This is a genomic window from Paraburkholderia sp. GAS206C, assembly GCF_050435645.1.
GTDB classification, from domain to species: Bacteria; Pseudomonadota; Gammaproteobacteria; order Burkholderiales; family Burkholderiaceae; genus Paraburkholderia; species Paraburkholderia phenazinium_B.
The window spans coordinates 168960-186007 of record NZ_JBNDKR010000010.1 but is presented as its reverse complement, the minus strand read 5'-3'; the positions used below and the strand labels follow the sequence as shown (position 1 = coordinate 186007).

The 17048-nt window shown below is 64.9% G+C and carries 16 protein-coding genes; 2 read left to right on the top strand and 14 right to left on the bottom strand.

Going from position 1 to position 17048, the window contains the following annotated elements; genetic code table 11:
• Window positions 1–38 precede the first annotated feature (38 nt).
• Entirely contained in the window at window positions 39–761 is a 723-nt protein-coding gene (gph, locus tag P3T20_RS27585; protein WP_429288425.1) for a phosphoglycolate phosphatase, read from the bottom strand.
• Complete coding sequence (locus tag P3T20_RS27580) at window positions 758–1522, bottom strand: HAD family hydrolase (RefSeq protein WP_429288424.1); 765 nt, start codon at window positions 1520–1522, stop codon at window positions 758–760. Before P3T20_RS27580 ends, gph begins: the two co-directional genes overlap by 4 nt.
• A gap of 237 nt (window positions 1523–1759) precedes the next feature.
• Here P3T20_RS27580 and P3T20_RS27575 point away from each other — a divergent pair, with 237 nt between their 5' ends.
• Window positions 1760–2917 (top strand): beta-propeller fold lactonase family protein, encoded by a 1158-nt coding sequence (locus P3T20_RS27575; protein ID WP_429288423.1) that lies wholly within the window; start codon window positions 1760–1762, stop codon window positions 2915–2917.
• Here P3T20_RS27575 and P3T20_RS27570 read toward each other — a convergent pair.
• Window positions 2914–5274, bottom strand: a complete 2361-nt coding sequence (locus tag P3T20_RS27570) for a TonB-dependent receptor (RefSeq protein ID WP_429288422.1) — start codon at window positions 5272–5274, stop codon at window positions 2914–2916. The genes P3T20_RS27575 and P3T20_RS27570 overlap by 4 nt on opposite strands.
• 217 nt (window positions 5275–5491) lie before the next feature.
• Between P3T20_RS27570 and P3T20_RS27565 the strand changes: the two genes are divergently transcribed.
• Entirely contained in the window at window positions 5492–6511 is a 1020-nt protein-coding gene (locus P3T20_RS27565) for a histidine kinase (RefSeq protein ID WP_429288421.1), read from the top strand.
• Here P3T20_RS27565 and P3T20_RS27560 read toward each other — a convergent pair.
• From P3T20_RS27560 to P3T20_RS27510, 11 genes are all read right to left on the bottom strand, one after another.
• The gene (locus P3T20_RS27560; RefSeq protein WP_074264716.1) at window positions 6481–7143 is read right to left on the bottom strand and encodes a response regulator; all 663 of its coding nucleotides are present in this window, start codon (window positions 7141–7143) and stop codon (window positions 6481–6483) included. The two genes, P3T20_RS27565 and P3T20_RS27560, sit on opposite strands and share 31 nt — an antisense overlap.
• Window positions 7144–7145: 2 nt before the next feature.
• Window positions 7146–8378 carry a pyrroloquinoline quinone biosynthesis protein PqqE gene (pqqE, locus tag P3T20_RS27555; protein ID WP_429288420.1) on the bottom strand — a complete coding sequence of 411 codons (1233 nt, stop codon included), beginning with the start codon at window positions 8376–8378 and terminating at the stop codon, window positions 7146–7148.
• A gap of 4 nt (window positions 8379–8382) precedes the next feature.
• Window positions 8383–8673 (bottom strand): pyrroloquinoline quinone biosynthesis peptide chaperone PqqD, encoded by a 291-nt coding sequence (gene pqqD / locus P3T20_RS27550; protein WP_074264714.1) that lies wholly within the window; start codon window positions 8671–8673, stop codon window positions 8383–8385.
• On the bottom strand, window positions 8670–9422 hold the full coding sequence (gene pqqC / locus P3T20_RS27545; protein ID WP_429288419.1) for a pyrroloquinoline-quinone synthase PqqC: 753 nt from the start codon (window positions 9420–9422) through the stop codon (window positions 8670–8672). Before pqqC ends, pqqD begins: the two co-directional genes overlap by 4 nt.
• 63 nt (window positions 9423–9485) lie before the next feature.
• A complete protein-coding gene (pqqB, locus tag P3T20_RS27540; RefSeq protein ID WP_429288418.1) occupies window positions 9486–10415 on the bottom strand; it encodes a pyrroloquinoline quinone biosynthesis protein PqqB in 930 nt (309 codons plus the stop codon).
• Between the two features lie 13 nt (window positions 10416–10428).
• A complete protein-coding gene (locus P3T20_RS27535; RefSeq protein ID WP_429288417.1) occupies window positions 10429–10995 on the bottom strand; it encodes a cytochrome b in 567 nt (188 codons plus the stop codon).
• A 76-nt stretch (window positions 10996–11071) separates the two neighbouring features.
• Window positions 11072–11917 (bottom strand): formylmethanofuran dehydrogenase subunit C, encoded by an 846-nt coding sequence (locus tag P3T20_RS27530; RefSeq protein ID WP_429288416.1) that lies wholly within the window; start codon window positions 11915–11917, stop codon window positions 11072–11074.
• The gene (fhcD, locus tag P3T20_RS27525; RefSeq protein ID WP_429288415.1) at window positions 11914–12885 is read right to left on the bottom strand and encodes a formylmethanofuran--tetrahydromethanopterin N-formyltransferase; all 972 of its coding nucleotides are present in this window, start codon (window positions 12883–12885) and stop codon (window positions 11914–11916) included. The genes P3T20_RS27530 and fhcD overlap by 4 nt, the downstream gene beginning before the upstream one ends.
• An 18-nt stretch (window positions 12886–12903) precedes the next feature.
• Window positions 12904–14604, bottom strand: a complete 1701-nt coding sequence (locus tag P3T20_RS27520; RefSeq protein ID WP_429288414.1) for a formylmethanofuran dehydrogenase subunit A — start codon at window positions 14602–14604, stop codon at window positions 12904–12906.
• Entirely contained in the window at window positions 14601–15977 is a 1377-nt protein-coding gene (locus tag P3T20_RS27515; RefSeq protein WP_429288505.1) for a formylmethanofuran dehydrogenase, read from the bottom strand. Before P3T20_RS27515 ends, P3T20_RS27520 begins: the two co-directional genes overlap by 4 nt.
• A 287-nt stretch (window positions 15978–16264) precedes the next feature.
• Window positions 16265–17038 (bottom strand): HisA/HisF-related TIM barrel protein, encoded by a 774-nt coding sequence (locus P3T20_RS27510; RefSeq protein ID WP_429288413.1) that lies wholly within the window; start codon window positions 17036–17038, stop codon window positions 16265–16267.
• Window positions 17039–17048: the final 10 nt, after the last annotated feature.

Sequence of the window (17048 nt, the reverse complement as noted above, 5' to 3'; positions counted from 1 at the left end):
ATTTTCCCATTCCGGCCGGCGCGACGGAGTGGCTCGTGTTACAGCCTCACAGCGTCAGGCGAGCACTTGCGGAGTGCAAGAATCGCCGGCATGGCCGCGAGCGAATCGATCAAACCATCGCATTCCAGGGCCGCCGGGCCGTCCGGTCCGGCATAACCATAGGTCACAATGAACACCGGCAGGCCGGCCGCCCGCGCGGCAATTACGTCGACCGGAGAATCGCCGACCAACACGCTGTTTTCAGGCGCCACGTCGAGCAACCGGCACGCGTGCCACAACGGTTCGGGATCGGGCTTCATTCTGGCGATTGAGTCCCCGGCAACCAGCACGTCGAGATAGCGGGCGAGCCCGGTCGTGAGCAGGAGCCGCGCGGCCAGTTCCTGCGGCTTGTTGGTGACGCAAGCAAGCCGGTATCCAAGCCGCTGCAGTTCGCCAAGACCGGCGGCCACGTGGGGAAAAACATGGCCGAGGCGTGCATTGGTCCGCACATAGTGGCGATGGAACACGTTCAGGGCATGGTCCGCGTCGACTCGCCGATCCAGCCCAGCCGCTTCCAGCGAGCGTCGAACCAGGTTGGGCACGCCCTTGCCGATAAAGCCGCTGACCGTCGCGAAAGGCAACGGCGCCGTAGCGAGTTCGTGGAGCATGCGGTTGACCGCCTCGACGATGTCCGGCGCGGTGTCGACCATCGTGCCGTCCAGATCGACCAGCACGGCGCTGGGGCGCATGCCGGTCACGAAAGACTTCCGCTGCGCACTCATGCCAGCTCGGCCAGCGCGTGGCGATGCCACTGACGCAAGGTGGCCAGATCGACCCAGCCGGCCGGTTCATCCGGCACAGACGAAGGAACCGGCGCATGGGGCTCGCCCAGGTGAGGCAGCACGGCCAACGCGCCGTCGAAGTCATCCTGCGACGTGTACGCGGTCGGCGTCACGACCGTCGGGACACCGGCTGCGCGTGCCGCGCGCAGCCCATTCGCGGAGTCCTCGAAGGCAACGCAGTCCGCGCCTTTCAGCCCGAGTTGCCGAAGCACGTCGAAGTAGACGTCGGGCGAGGGTTTCTTCGTGCGGGTCGTGCCTGCATCGCAGATGGCGGCAAAGCGGGTGCGCCATGCAGGGCCGAACGGCGCTTGCAGCAGGGCGTCGAGGTTTGCTGGCGTGGTGGTGGTTGCGATTGCCACGGGAAGGGCGGCGGCCTGCGCCTCGCCAATCAGACGCGCAATGCCAGGCCGCAAGGGCAACCCGCCATCCCGCACGCGCGCTGCGTAATGACGGGTCTTGATTGCATGCACGGCGTCGATCACCTCGCTCACGCGCATGCCGTCCGCTTCTTCCGGATCGGCGACGTGCCAGTAACGCAGCAGGCGCTCCTTGCCGCCCGCCACCTTGAGAAGACGCGTATAGAGCGCCTCGTCCCAGAACCAGTCGAGACCGGCTTCGGCAAATGCGGCATTGAAGGCCTGCAGATGGACGGTCTCGGTATCGGCAAGCGTGCCGTCGACGTCGAAGATCAAGGCGTGCATGGTCCGGTCCTCTCGCTGGTTCACGCAGTCACGATAGCGGAGACAGGTGCCAGTTTGAATTCAGAAATTCTTTCGACTCCGATAAGACATCCTTTAATTTGCCACGGCGAGCGCCCACCGCATCAATTCGGGAAAATCTCCCGTCCGATGCCCGTTGTCAAACGGTCACCCGATGGACTACTTTGCTTGAATGACGCGAGTTTTCGCGGCGCAGCGCTTTTACTACGGAGTACAACAATGCTGGAGACACGGTTTCGTATCACAACCCCCAGGCGTTTCCTCCCTTTCGCGGTCATCCCGGCTGTTGCCACTTCGGTTACCACCTCGGTTACCACCGCAGTCACGACGTTAGCCACCGCCGTCACGGCGGTCGCGTTCGCCGCGAGCACCGCCTGGGCCGCCGCTCCCACGGCCTACGTGACGAGCGAGAAGGCCGGTGTCGGCGTGATCGATCTGGACCAGATGTCGCTGACAAAGACGTTTCCGGTCGGCGCAGACGGCCCGCGCGGCTTGAGTCTGAACAAGGACGGCAGCCGGCTTCTGGTCGCCAACAAGAATACCGGCGACATGGCGGTGATCGACACGGCTTCGGGCCAGGTCGTGCAGCGTGTGAAGATCGGCAAAAACCCCGAATACGTGCGCGTGCACAACGGCTACGCCTATGTCACCTACGAGCCCGGCGAAGAGGGCGGTCCGCCCGCGGCGAGTGGGGCCAATGCGGGCAATGGCAAACCGGGTGCCGACGACGATGCCAGCAAGCCGCCTGCGGAAATCGCGATTGTCGATATGAAGACGTGGCACGTGATTCGTTCGGTGACGAGCGGCCATGAAACCGAAGGCATCGAATTTTCACGCGACGGCAAGTGGATGCTCGTCACCAACGAGGGCGACGACACGATCTCGGTCTATCAGGCTCGCACGGGCGCACCGGTCAGAACCGTGAAGCTCGCGGCGGGCGGCCGTCCACGCGGCATCCGCCTGTCGCCGGATGGCAAGGTTTATATCGTCACGCTCGAGTCGCTCAGCAAGTTCGTCGCGGTCGATGCGCACACGTTCGAGGTCCTCAAGACCGTCGATACGAAGCTCGGGCCGTACGGGGTCGCGTTCGGACCGAATGGCAAGCGGCTCTTCGTCGCTGCGGCGCGCGACAAGACGGTCCAGGTTTTCGACGGACACAGCTACGAGCATATCGCCGACGTCCCGGTCGGACAGCGTTGCTGGCACTTCAGCTTCACGCCGGACGGCACGAAGCTGCTGGTGGCGTGCGGGCGCTCCGATGCAGTCTATGTGCTCGATGCGCAGAACTATCAGCCGATCAAGCAGATCGGCGAACTGCCGCTGGCCTGGGGCATCGTTACCTATCCTGCCAGCGACGGATCGATTGAATCGCGCTAGTCCCACGCGTAATGCAGGCCGACGTAGAAACCACGCGGCGCGCCCGGTCCGACGAACTGTTCGTTGATCGGGTTCGCGCCGTCGAACGTATGATTCGGTCCGTTGAAGAAGTTCTCGCCGAGTACGCCGAAGCTTTCGTACTGCTTGTTGAGCAGATTCGATATGGTCGCGAAGATCTGCAACTGTTTCGTCACCTGGTATGAGCTGTCCAGATCAATCAGGAAGTAGCCGGAAATCTTGCCGTTCACATCCTGATTGTTCTCGTCGCCCTGCGCGTAGATGCCGCCGCGCCAGGTCAGGTTGGTGCCGATGTTCCACTTCGAAAACGGCGTGTAGTCGAGCCGCAGTTTGACCGTGTTCGCCGGAATGCCGGGGATATGGTCGCCCGGCTTGACGGTGATGTTGCCGTTGGCGTCGGCGCTCGAGTTGCTCGGGCTGCTCTCGGTCCAGGTCGAGCGGTAGGTGGCGTCGACGTAGCTGTAACTGGCGCTCACGCCGACCGGCCCCATCTGGCTGCGCCCGGCCAGTTCGACACCCTGGCGGCGGGTCCGCCCGACGTTCTGGAAAAAGCCCTGCGTGCTCGTCGCGCTGCTGATGAACTCGATATCGTTGTCGAGCGTCGTGCTGTACGCCGCGGCGCTCCAGCTCGTGGCGCTGCCGATGCGCCCGCGTGCGCCGATCTCGAAGGTCTTTGAGATCACAGGCTGCAGCGCCGGGTCCGCGACGAAATCGTTCGGCAGCGAGCAGGGGGCGGCCGGATCCGCACAGGTCAACTCGATGGCGGTCGGCGTGCGCATCCCTTCGTTGTATGTCGCGTAGGCCGTGAAGTTGCTGGTCGGATTCCAGTTGACGCCGACGGCCGGATTGAAGCGCGAGAACGTATCGTGGCCATCGAGTTGCGGTTGCTGGCCGCTCTCGTCGCCGATGTTGGCCTCCGCCCAGTTGTAGCGGCCCGCCACCGTCAACGACCACTGCCTGGTGATGGACAAGGTGTCGGTGAAATAGACACCATAGTTGCCGTCATGGGTTCGGGCATCGGTCTGCTGGGAGAAGCTGCCCACGCCGATCGTGGCACGCGTAGGCGTGAAAAACGCATCCTGCTCCGATTCCGTGTAGTGGGAATTGGCGAGGTCGGCGGCCACGCCTGCGACGAACTGGTTTTGCATGCCGCCGAGCTGCCCGAGCAAGGTCAGTTGCAGGCTTGCGCCGTAGCTCTGGGTGGAAACCGTCGATTTCGCGTTGGTGGCCTGGAGCGTATCGACCGTTCCATCCGGATTCAACGAGCCGAAATCCGTGTTGTTGTTGCTGCTAATGTTGGTGTTGAGGAACTGCCGGTAATAGACGTTACCGCTCAGTTCGACATGGTCGTTGAAGAAGTGATCCCCGGAAAGCGTGGCATAGCCGACGCTGTTCTCATTCTGATCCGGGTAGGTGTAGGGTTGCTTCGGATTGCCAAGGAACGAGCGCGGAATGGTTTGCGTGCCCTGCAGGTCGTTGTCCGCGCCGCCTGCCGAGAACGACAGCGTGGTGTCGGCGTCGGTGTAGCGTAGCTTGCCGAAGGCCTGGCGCAGCCGGCTTGGATTTCGCTCGGCCCAGCCGTCGTCGTTCTGGGCGTCGGCCGTCACGTAGTAATCCAGATTATCGCCAATCGTGCCGCCCTGTTCGATCTGGGCAGTCTTGCGGCCCCACGAGCCGGCCGTCACCTCGGCATCGCCGCCGGGGCTGGTCTTGCCGTTTTTCGTCGTGATCGAAATCGCCCCGCCGAGCGTGTTGAGCCCATAGGTCGGATTCGAACCGGGAATCAGCTGGATCGTGTTGACCGCCTGCTGCGGAAACAGATCCCAGTTCACGACGTCGCCGAAAGGCTCGTTGATGCGCACGCCGTCCATGAACACCGAGAGCCCCTGCGGCGTGCCGAGCAGCGGCGATGCGGTGAAACCGCGATAGTTGATGTTGATCTGATTGGGGTTGCCCTGGGCATCGGAGATATCGACGCTCGGCAGGTTCTTCGCGAAGTAATCGACCAGCGTGCTACGGTGCTGGCGTTCGATGTCCTGCGCACGCACCGTCTGCACGTTGGCAGGCACTTGCGACAAGGGCGTGCCGATACCGAGCAGCGGTGTGGTGCCGACCACCACGATGGGCGCGAGCTGCACCGTGGGGGCGCCCGGACTTGCGCCGGCGGCCGCAGGAGACGATGCCGCCACTGGCGGCGCCGTCGTTTCGGCCTGAGCCCACGCCGTGGCGGGAAGGCCCGCCAGGGCGCCGCTGAAGCAGAGGGTGAAGCCGGCACGCCGCCGGAAACGGGGTAAGTCCGATAAGCGGGGCGGGCGGCGGGTGCGGGATGGCACGTTCATGGTTTTGTCTCCGGCCGGATTGACGCTATCTTCGATAACGCAGCCGCGTTGCGGCATGCGTAGCGCTTTCTTTCTGTGTGTAAAGCTTCGCATACGCCGCCGCGCGAAGCACGGGAGCTTTTCCCGATCTCGGGGGGAAACGTTCCCAAACGCGCCGCAACAAGCTGCCGTGTGCGAGCGGCCTGAGTAGAATGCAAACGTGACGGATGCAAAGGTGATGGCAAGCGACCCCTCGAACCCTTCTTCAGCGCGACCCGTTTCGCCGCATTCGACGGTGCGGCGCGACCTTGCGTGGGTGCTCGCGCTGACGGTGCTCGCCGCCGCATTGAGCGTGACATTCGATTTGAGCGAACGCGCCTATCGCTGGACGCGGGGCCTCGAGCGCTTCCAGCTCGACGAATTGCCGGGCACGCTGTGCGTGCTCTCCGTCTGTCTTGCCTGGTTCGCATGGCGCCGCTATCGCGAGACGCGCCGCGAGCTGAGCCGCCGTTGCGCGCTGGAGGAGCAGGCCGAACGCCTGCTCGCCGACAACCGGCGTCTCGCCAATCAGGCCTTGCAGGCGCAGGAACACGAGCGCCAGCATCTGGCGCGCGAACTGCACGATGAACTGGGCCAGTACCTGAATGCGATCTCGCTCGACGCCGCGCGCATCCGCGATCTGTCCAGCGGACGCGAGCCGGAAGTGCATCGCGTGTCGCTTGGTCTGATGCAGAGTGCGAGCCATGTCTATCGGCAGATCGGCGGCATGATCCGGCGTTTGCGGCCCATCGGGCTCGACGAGTTCGGCCTGCCGAGCGCGCTCGAGCATTGCGTCGACGGCTGGCGCGAGCGGTTGCCGGATGCGTCGTTCTCGCTGACGATCGAAGGGAATTTCGCGGACCTGAGCGATGCGCTGACCATCACGCTTTACCGGCTCGTCCAGGAAGGGCTGACCAATGTCTCGAAGTTTGCCCGCACCTCACGTGTGGAAGTGTTCATGGTGCGTGCGCCGCGCGAAGCCCGGGAGCCTCAGGACCGGCACGACGCCGGGCGCATCGACGAGATCGTCGTCACGATGGCCGACGACGGTCCCGGGACCGATCTCGAGAAGCCTCGCAGCGGACTTGGCCTGATCGGCATGCGCGAGCGCGTCGAGGCGCTAGGTGGCGAATTTCACGTGGCGAGCAAGCCACAAGGCGGATTCCTGTTTTGCGCGCGGGTGCCCGCTCATGCAGGGCTTGCCGAACCCGTGAACTGAAGCCCCAGACGATTCGCCATCTGTGCGAGTTGCACGCCGTTGTCGGCGCCGAATTTCTGCCGGATCACGGACTGGTGATTGGCGACCGTCTTCTGGCTGAGTCCCAGTTTCTCGGCGATGCTCGGCAGCGTATAACCCTGCACCAGCAGACGCAGTACCTCGAACTCGCGCGCCGATAACTGCCGTCCGGGCGGCCCATCGCTGAACGCGTTGCGCAGCGCGAGCGCCTGCGAGATATCGGGGCTCAGATAGCTCGCGCGCCGGGCGATGTTGCGCACGGCTTCCACCAGCACGTCGGGCGCACTGGCCTTGGTGACGTAGCCGAGGGCGCCCGCGTCGAGCGCGCGGCGCACGAAGATCGCCTCCTCATGCACGCTGAAGATCAGCACGCGCGCGTCGGGTTCACGCGCGAGCATGCGCCGCATCGCTTCGATGCCGCTTGCGCCCGGCAAAGAAACGTCCATCACCACCACGTCGGGCCGCAGCGTGCAAAAACGCTGATAGGCCTGCGCAGCATCGGCTGCCTCGCCGCAGACGTGCACGTCGGCATTCAGTTCGAGCAGGCGCCGGTAGCCTTCCCGTACCACCGCATGGTCGTCGACGAGCAGGACGGAGATGTCTCCCGCTGTCATGGTCAGCCTCCTGTGGGGCCGTGGTCGCGGCCGCTCATCTTGCCGCCTGTTTCGCCGCTCGCCGCAGCAGACGCGAGCCGCCGCGAATTGGCGTCGTTGCGAAACAGGATCGGCTGCTCGTGCGGCGGGGCGGCGGCGGCCGCGTGCCGTGCCATGCTCACAACCTTCACCACGGTGTCGTGCGATGGCGATTTGTCGCAGACCGGATCGGCATTGGCCGGGTCGCCCGTCAGCATATACGCCTGGCAACGGCAGCCGCCGAGGTCGTGTTCCTTTTCGTCGCAACTGCGGCAGGGCTCCTTCATCCAGGCGAGGCCGCGAAAGCGGTTGAACGCGTCGCTCTCGTACCAGATCTCGCGCAGCGTGGTGTCTTTCACGTTCGGCAGCACGAGACCGGGCAGACTGCGTGCGGCGTGACAGGGCAGCGCCGCGCCGTCCGGGGCGACGCCAAGAAACACTGAGCCCCAGCCGTTCATGCAGCGCTTCGGGCGCCGTTCGAAATAGTCCGGCACGACAAAAAAGATCTTGCAGCGCTCACCATGCGTGCGGCGGTACCGCTCGACCACCGCTTCGGCTTCGTCAAGCTGTTCGCGCGTCGGCATCAGTTGCGCTTCGTTTTGATGCGCCCAGCCGTAGTACTGCGTGTTGGCGAGTTCCAGATACTCGGCCCCCATCGCCAGCGCCATGTCGATGATCTTGTCGACGTGCGGCAGGTTGTAGCGATGCAGCACGCAATTGAGCACCATCGGAAAGCCGTGCCGTTTGATCGATGCGGCCACGCGTTGTTTCAGTTCGAAGGTGCGGGTGCTGCTGAGGAAGTCGTTCAACTGCTGGGTCGAATCCTGGAACGACAGCTGGATATGGTCGAGGCCGGCTGCCTGCAGATCGTCGAGACGCTTATCGGTGAGACCGACACCTGAGGTGATCAGATTCGTATAAAAACCGAGCTTGCGTGCCTCGCCCACCAGCACTTCGAGATCGTCGCGCACGAGCGGTTCGCCGCCTGAAAACCCGAGTTGCGCGGCGCCGAGCGCGCGCGCCTCACGTAACACGCCGAGCCACTGCTGCGTGCTGAGTTCGCGGCTGTGATCCGTGTAGTCGATCGGGTTGTAGCAGAACGCGCAGTGCAGCGGGCAGCGATACGTCAACTCCGCGAGCAGCCAGAGCGGCAGCGGGATCCCGTTTGGGACTGCTTGCGACTGGGCAGCGGCGGCAGGCTGTGACAGGTCCGTCATGGCGCTACTCCAGCCAGCCGCGCGACTGCGCGTCGGCGACGAACGCGCGCACTTCGGGACCGAGCCCGGTCGTGTTGAACGCCTGCTCCAGGTCGGCAATCAGCGCATTCATATCACGCGTGCCGTCGCAACGCTTGAGAATCTCTCCCGCGCTCTGATTGAGCTTCACCATGCCCTCGGGATAGAGCAGCACGTGAGCGTTCTGAGCCGGTTCCCATTGCAGGCGAAAGAGCTTGCTGATCGTCAGACAATCGGCGGTTGGCGTGGCGCCGCCGGCGCGTGGCTGGTCGTTCATTGCGGGAAAGCCTTTTCGATCGAGTCGAGCATGGTCCACAGGATGTCGAGCTTGAATTGCAGGATTTCTAGCGCGCGTTCCTGCTGCTCGCGCCGCGTGAAATGATCGAGCGTGACTTCGAGCCCGTGCTGCACGTCGCGCTGGGCAAGCGAAATGCGCGAGCGGAAATACGCAAGACCCGAAGGCTCGATCCATGGATAGTGTTCCGGCCAGCTAGCGAGCCGGTCGCGATGCACCTGAGGCGCGAACATTTCGGTAAGCGACGAGCAGACCGATTCCTGCCACGGTGCGCGGCGCGCGAAATTCACATAGGCGTCGACGGCGAAGCGCACGCCGGGCGTCACCTGCTTCAACGACCACAGGTCGTCGCGCGACAGGCCGACTGCGTCGCCAAGACGCGCCCATGTTTCGATACCGCCTTCCTCGTCGCCATAGCCGTCGTGATCGAGAATACGCAGCACCCAGCGGCGGCGCGTTTCGCGATCCGGGCAATTCGACAGCACGGCCGCATCCTTTAAAGGAATATTGATCTGGTAATAGAAGCGATTGGCGACCCAGCCGCGAATCTGTTCGCGCGAGCAGCCACCGCTATTCATCTTGACGTTGAATGGATGATGGATGTGATACGCCGTGCCTTTCGCGCGCAACTGTGCCTCGAATTCCTCGCGGGTCCAGGCGGGCTGGCTGCCATCTGCGCTCGTCCCTTCACCCTGCTGCGGCGCCGTACCCAAGATGTCTTTTGCGTTCATGCCCTCTCCGTTTGTACTTTATCGCTGCGTTTTCAGACTCCAGCCTGGCTTCGCAGCCTCACGTCATATCTCGAACGTCATTCCGTCGTATGCCACTTCGATTCCGTGTTCAGTGAGGATGCGGCGCTCGGGGCCGTCCTCGACGAGAATCGGATTGGTGTTGTTGATGTGAATCAGCACCTTGCGGACGTGGCGTGCTTCGGGTGCATCGAGTGAGTCCAGTACTTCGATCATGCCGCCCGGGCCGGACTGCTCCAGATGACCCATATCCGCAGCGGTTTTCTTCGAGAGACCGAGGCGGATCATTTCATCGCCGGTCCACAGCGTGCCGTCGACGAGCAGCAGATCCGCTTCACGCATCGCGGCGAGCACGTGCGCTTCGATCGCTCCGAGTCCGGGCGCGTAGAACACGCGCTTACCGGTGTGCCGGTTTGTGAAGACCAGTCCGATGTTGTCGCCGCGCTCGGGCGCATGCCGATGCGGCGAGTAGGGCGGCGCCTTGCTCGACAGCGGCAATGCGTCGATCTGCACGCCGCTAAGGGCGGCAACGGCTAGCGGCGCGCCATCGAGCGCGATGCGGCGATGCTCGACGCCGCAATAGTGCGAGAGGATCGGTGCGACCGGAAAGCCGCTGCACAGGTCCTGCCATACCGCATCGGTTGCGTAGAGCGGCAGTGGCGTGTCGCGTTCGCGCAGCATCAGCAAGCCGGTGACGTGGTCGATCTGCGCGTCGATCACCAGCACCGCGGCAATCCCGCTATCGCGCGCGCGGCGTGCCGGCTGCAGCTCGGGGTTGGCGGCGATCTGCGCGAGCAGATCGGGTGACGCGTTGACCAGCAGCCAGTCCTCGCCGTTCGCACTCACCGCGATCGACGATTGCGTGCGGCGGGTCGCCTTCAGCGTGCCGCGCCGCACGCCGTCGCAATTGCGGCAATTGCAGTTCCATTGCGGGAAACCGCCGCCCGCCGATGAGCCGAGTACCTTGATCTTCATGGTGCGCGCCGCATCATGGCAGCATCCTCGCGAGCAGGTTGTCGCGATCGATCCATTGATGCTTGAGCGCGCCCGCGACGTGCAGCGCGATCAGTACGATCAGCGCATAGCCGATTGCCTTATGAAGACCGAAGAACAGTTCGCGCAAGCCCGCATCGTCCCAGCCCCACTGCGGCAGCGCGAGGCCCCAGAAGCGCGTCCCGAAGCGGTTGAACGACGAACCGAGATACCCGCACAGCGGCATCGCGACCATTGCGACGTATAAAAGGCCCTGCGTAGTGCGCGCGGCGGCGCGTTGCCACGGTCGCATCGGCGGCAAGGGCGGCCGGTGGAGGGCCACACGCGCCATGATGCGAAGAAGCACCAGCAGGAAAACCGTCAGTCCGACCGACTTGTGAAGGTTGAGGAGCGTCGCTTTGAGAGGCCAACCCTTTGGCAGTCCGACCATATAGAGTCCAAGCGCGAGCAGGCCGATGATGCCAAGTGCAATCAGCCAATGCAGTGCGATCATCGAGCCGGCATAGCGCGGCGCGGATGCGTCGGCGCCCGGCTGTGCGGGGGGAGAATGCGCCATCGTCATGCCTGTCTCCTTCGTTATCGGGTGTTTCTGTCGAACACTGTCTGACTGCGTGTCATGCGGGGCGTGCTTGCGGCGGCTAGCTCACGACCAGGATTTCGCCTCGTCCGTCGACCGCGAGATCGCCCGTATAGCGCGTCGGCAAACTCGCTGTGCGCCACTGCGAAAAGGGTGCGATCTCATCGGCGAGACTGCCCACGAGGAGTGCCCAGAACACATCGAAGCCGCGACCGCCCTCGGTAAACGTCGGCGGCAAGTGCGTGGGCCGCTGGGTGAGCAGGAGGGTGCCGCGCCTCATACCGTATGCATAATGCGCGCCCGCTTGACCGGCAATGCCAATGGTGCCCGCCACAAGCCGCGATGCGGCAAAATCTCCCGCGTTGCCGCCGACCAGCACGAGTCCGCGGCGCATGCGATCGGCGAGCCGCGCGCCCACGTTGCCGTGAATCGTCAGCGTGCCGCCCGTCATGCCTTCCATGTCGCCGGCGAGGGCGCCAGCGGCGAAGTCGCCGCTATGCCCGGTCACCGTCAGACGGCCGCCGCGCATTTCGCAGCCGGTAAAGTGACCCGCGTCGCCCTCGATGTGTAATACGCCGCCCGCCATCTGGAAACCGCTGTAATCCCCGGTCGAGCCGTGCACCAGCAGGTGGCCGTCCGCCATGCGCGCGCCGACGCGGTCGAGCCATGGTGCTGCGTTTTCGATCACCAGGGTAGCGCCGCTGTGCGGCGCAGCAGATTCAGCGGTGGCTTCACTGCGCGACACCTCGAACACATCGCCCACGTTACACCTGTCATTGCCCGCAGGCAGGACAACGCGCTCGATTTCCGCCGTGCTCATCGCCGCCAGCGTCGCCGGCAGCAAGGCGGACGCGTCGACGCGGAAGCCGGGTGGCGTTGTCACGCGCAGGGTGATGCGAAGACTCATGCGCGGCTCCCGTCGAAGTCCGCTGCGGCGCTCGTCGCGAGGCTGTGCAGATGGAAGTGGTAAGGTCCCAGCTTGCCGCCGTAGTTGCCCGCCGAAATGCGCAGCAGGCCCGCCGCGCTTCCGAGCCTGACGGCCGCGGCGATACCCGCGCTCATCGCCGCCCCGACATCGGCGTCGGTGAGCCCGTCGATCACGATTTCGAGCACGCACCCGACTTCCGCGCCCAGTTCGCTGCGCGCGGAGAGACCCGTGAGGGTCGGGCAGAACGCGTCGTTGGTGGACGCGCTCGCGCCCTGGTATTTCGAGCCGACCTTCGATCCCGACCGGACCACGCCGCCGGGGAACGGCATGACCACGTTCGGCAGCCTGCGCATCGCCGCGACCGCGGCTTCGGCGGCGGCGAGTGCGGCGTCGATATCGCGCGCCAGCAGGATCAGGTTGCCACCGCCCACGGCTTTGACGGTAAGCGCCGTCTCCTCGCAGACGAACTCGCCGTCCATCACCGGCACACGCCAGTAACGCGTGTCGCCGAGCATCTTCGAGATCTGCCAGCCGTCGCCGAAAAAACGCAGCCCGCTGCCGAGCGACGCCCGATCGGAAAGCGGTGCGCGGCTCGTCTCGGGATCGATGCCGCCATACACGGCGGTGGTCGGACACGTGAGCGCGCATTGTCCGACGCGCCGTTCGATCTGTTTGGCCAATTCCTTCGACGACACCGCGAACAGCAGCACCGTCACGCCAGGGCGGCCATCCGGCGTTTCTCCGGCGCTCAGCGTTCGTTCGACGCCGGCCTCGCAGCCGCAGCCGATCACCGAGGTCGCGAACCCTGTCAGCGAGATGGCGGCGTTCATCGCCCACGCCGGCGTGTGGGCGGTGATGACGAGCCGGGTCGCCTTCATCGGAAACGCTTCCGCGAAAGTGGCGTCGATCGTGGTGCCGTTGATCTGCAGGGTCGCCGGGGCGCTCATGGTATGTGGGCCATTGGGTCAGCCGTTGGCGAGACATTCGACGGGCAGCAGCCTGCCGCCGCGGCAGCAGTTGCAAACCTCGTCGTCGCTGATCGCGGCGTGCGCGAAGTTGCTCGCGAGGTTGGCGCCGCTATAGGCGCGCAGTGTCTTCTCGATGCCGCGGTCGAAGTCAGGCGAGACGAAATGGATGCCGCCCGTCGGCGTGGCGACCAGCGTGCCGTCGCAAGCGACGAGTTCGCCGTCCTTGAATACATAGGCCGGCGATGTGAACATGCGCTCGCGATCCGGGTCGTCGCGATAGACGGCGATGTCCGCCGCAGCGCCTGCGGCGAGATGGCCGCGGTCGCGCAGGCCGAGCAGGCGCGCCGGTCCTGCTCGCGTGATGATGGCAATTTCGTACAGCGAGAACTCGCGCGTCAGTTGTGCCAACGCGCTCGCCACCTGGGCGTCGGCATTAAGCTTTGCGAGCTGCTCATCGCGAAACGACTTATCCATCAGGAGACGGATCAGGTGCGGATAGCTCGTAAATGGGCCGCCGTTCGGATGATCCGTCGTCATCGCGACGCGCCACGGATCGTCGACCAGCAGGAAGATCTCGAGGCCGATAATCCACTGCAATGCATTCACATAGCTCTGCTCACGATAGCGGAACGGCACCACGCCGCAGCCCGCGTCGCATTCGATGTCGCCGACCACCCACTTGTGCGGCCGCCCGAGCGGTGTGTTGCGGAACTGCATCATCGTGTCACCCGAGGCCGTAACGGTCTGTCCGAAGATGATCTGGCCGACGTCGATCGACACGTTCGGCCGTGCGTTCACCGCCTCTGCGATCTGCCGGGCGCCCGACGAGAATTTTTGCGGACCCTCAGTGCCATAGCTATGAAACTGGATATGCGTGAGATGGATCGGCAGACCGTCGGCGGCATCCATGGTGGCGATGGTCGAATCGATGTTGCCGGGCACGCCCAGATTGCTGGCGTGTACGTGGAGCGGGTGCGGTACGCGCAGCTCGGTCAACGCGCGCGACAGTGTGTGCAGCACATCGCGCGGCGTGATGCCGTAATGCACGTGCGGCTCGTCGACGTTCAGCGAGCGCTGGTTGAACTTGAACGCGGAGATGCCGCCAGGATTGACGACCTTCACGCCGAGCGCCTTGCTCGCGTGGATCGTCCAGCCGATGTAGTCGCGCAGACGCTCGAAATCGTCGCGGGCGGCGAGCATCTGCAGGAACAGCTCGTCGTTGCCGAGCATGACGTACGCGCCGTGATCGATGATCGGGGTGTCGCCCATCTCAAGGTGCGTATGACGCGCGTTGGAGGGCATCATGGCCGGCTCGAAGGCGGCCGTATAGCCCATCTCGGCGTAGCGGTAGCCGGTCGCGAGCGTGCCGGGCGTGCAGACTCCACATGACGGCAGCCTCAGGTAGCGGCCGTTTGCGTCCTGCACCGCGTCGTACGCGGGTTCGCGCACAGGATCGTTACGGTGATCCTCGGGGAGCAGCAGGCGCGCGAGATTGGTCTTGCCGCCGCCGATATGCGAGTGCATGTCGATGCCGCCTGCCATCACGATCATGCCGGTGGCGTCATATTCGCGATCGGCTGGCGTCGTGGCGGGCACGTCGACGATGCGGCCGTCGCGGATCGCCAGATCGCGGCGCTCGCCGTCGACGCCGTTGGCCGGGTCGAAGATCCTGCCGCCCTTGAGCCGGATGAGACTCATGGCTGCACCTGCGGGGCGGGCTGGGCATCGAGCTGCGCCGCCAGGCGCTCCGCGATCGTTGCCACCGAGGGCAGTCCAACGCTGCGTGCGCAGGCAAGCGGCATCACGACCGGGCCGTCGACGCGAAACAGATGACCGGCGCTATCGATCCCAGGTGTGGCGACCGGAATAAAGACGGTAGCGGCGCCGCGCGCTTTCGCGGCTTCGGCCAGAGCAGGATGGCCAAGCACGATTACAGGCACCGTCTGATCTAGCGCTTGCGGCCAGACCGGCGGCGCGAAGCTGGCGACCCACAGCAGCGCGTCGATCTCGCCGTTGGCGAGCAGCCGCCCGGTGCGATACCGGTACGGATCGTAGTCGAGCGGCGCCGTGCCGGCGGGCCGCGAGGGCGTCGAGACCCGCGTCCGCAATGGCAGACCCGAGAGCCACGCCACGGTCTGGTTGACGGTCAACGCGCCGTCGTCGCCGCCGAGCGCGAGACAGCCCGCGCGCACGGTGCGGTTGGCTGCCTTGACGATCCGGTTCAAGGCCTCGATGAGCAGGGCCGCGTGCGGACCGGGCAATGTGGCCGGCTCGTAGACCAGCACGGTGTAGTGCGCGGCGGCGATGCGTGCTTGCAGGCGGGCGAGTTCCGCTGCCGTGTCTGCGGCGCTATCGTGCAGTGCACGAGCCGCGCGTCCTTCGCAAAGGGCGGACCAGAGCGCGAGCGTGTCAAAAGGATCGTTGTCCGGAAGAATCGCTTCGACTCGCGCATTCGCCAGGCCGGCCGCGGCGGGATCGGGAGGGCAGCCGACGAATACCAGCTCGCGTTTCTGTTCTGTGCCTGCCAGCGCGCGTGTGAAGAAGCGCGGATAGCGCTGCGACGGCTGGCAATTGAAAAACACCAGCAGGTCTGCACGCGAGCGCACCTCGGACAGCGTGGTGAAGAACGATCCGCGATCCTGCAACGCAAGCGTGGCCGCGCTCATCGCATCGCCGTGCCAATGATCGAGGATGGCGCCACAGCCCGCGGCCAGCGTGTACAGCGCACGGGTCCCGGCTACATCGGTGGTCAGCGAGCCGAATAAAGGGCGGCGTGCCGACGACAGGATGCGCGCCGCGCCAGCCAGCGCGGTATCGAGATCCGTATCGTGTCCGTCGACGCTGCTGCGGCACTGTGCATCCGCGCTGCTGTAGCAGGCGAGCGCCTGGGTGAGGCGCCGGCATTCGATATCCGGCACGGTGAGCGTGGCGTCGTCATGCGACTCGACTACGAGGTCGTCGCACAGCAGCGGGCAGAACGGGCAAGTCCAGTCGCGCGTTAGCGACGAGGCAGGAACGTGGGCCGTGGCCGATGGGGTCGTGGACGATGGATCGATGGGCGAGAGGTGCATGGCCGCACTTTTAGCAAGCTCCATGCCGATTTGAGTCCAGATGCCATAGCGAGGTGCGCGACGCATCGCGCGCCGCTTATGTGGCCTTGCGCTTAAAAGGATCGATACCGTCGCGATATGCGCGCTGCCCTGCACGCAATGTGTCGGCTGTGCAACGGGCGCGCCGCATTGCTCCGCACAGGTTGTGTGTCAATCTGGAGCAGAGTGTCACAAACGGCACCTTTAGCTTGCCGTTTGTTTACAGCCACGGCTTCTCCGGCGATTGGCATGAAAGTTGTATAGCACGCCTATGTTGATTCGACGAATGGCAGGCCTATACGGCGATCGTGCAGCGCAGACGCCACAAGCCATGCCGAAGCGCCGGTGCGGGCCGCCGCTGCCATGTCCTCGCGATGGCGAATGCCGCCCGCGCCGATCACGGCGGTATGCGTGGGAGCATGGGCACGGATACGTTCGAACGTGGCGAGGTCGGGACCGTCGTAGCTGCCTACCTGATCGAGCGTCATCGCGATCACCCTGCGGGGCCACCATGCCGAGGTGTGCCCGGCTGGGTTGAGCGATGACGTAGCCGTGATCAGTTGACCGGCGCGGTGGTCGAGCGAAAGGATTGGAGAAAGCCCGGTGGCTTCGGCGGCGCGTAGTGCGTCGATGTCGAGCAACGACTCGCTGCCGAACACCGGCACGAGCGTCGCGAGACCGTGCGGAGCAGACTGGCGAGTGCCGTCGAGGCTGTTGCGCCGGATCGTTTCTTCGATACGCGCGAACAGCGCATGCATCGACGCATAGTCGGCATAGCCCGCGTCGAGCCAGATGTCAGTGCCGGGCAGGGCGGCACGTAGTGCAGCGAGCGTCTCGACGTGAGCGCCTTGCTGAAGGATCGCGCCGAGGTCGGCGATATAGAGCGTCCGTGCACCGCTTGCAGCAAGCAGGGCGCGGGCGATGTGAAGCGGCTCGCTGGTAGCGGCAAGCGGCGAGTGGATCGGCCGATAGGCTGTCCGTTCGCCGCGCACCGCACGTACCACGTGGCCGTCGAGCAGATCGAGAACCGGTATCACCTGCATGGGGGCGCGC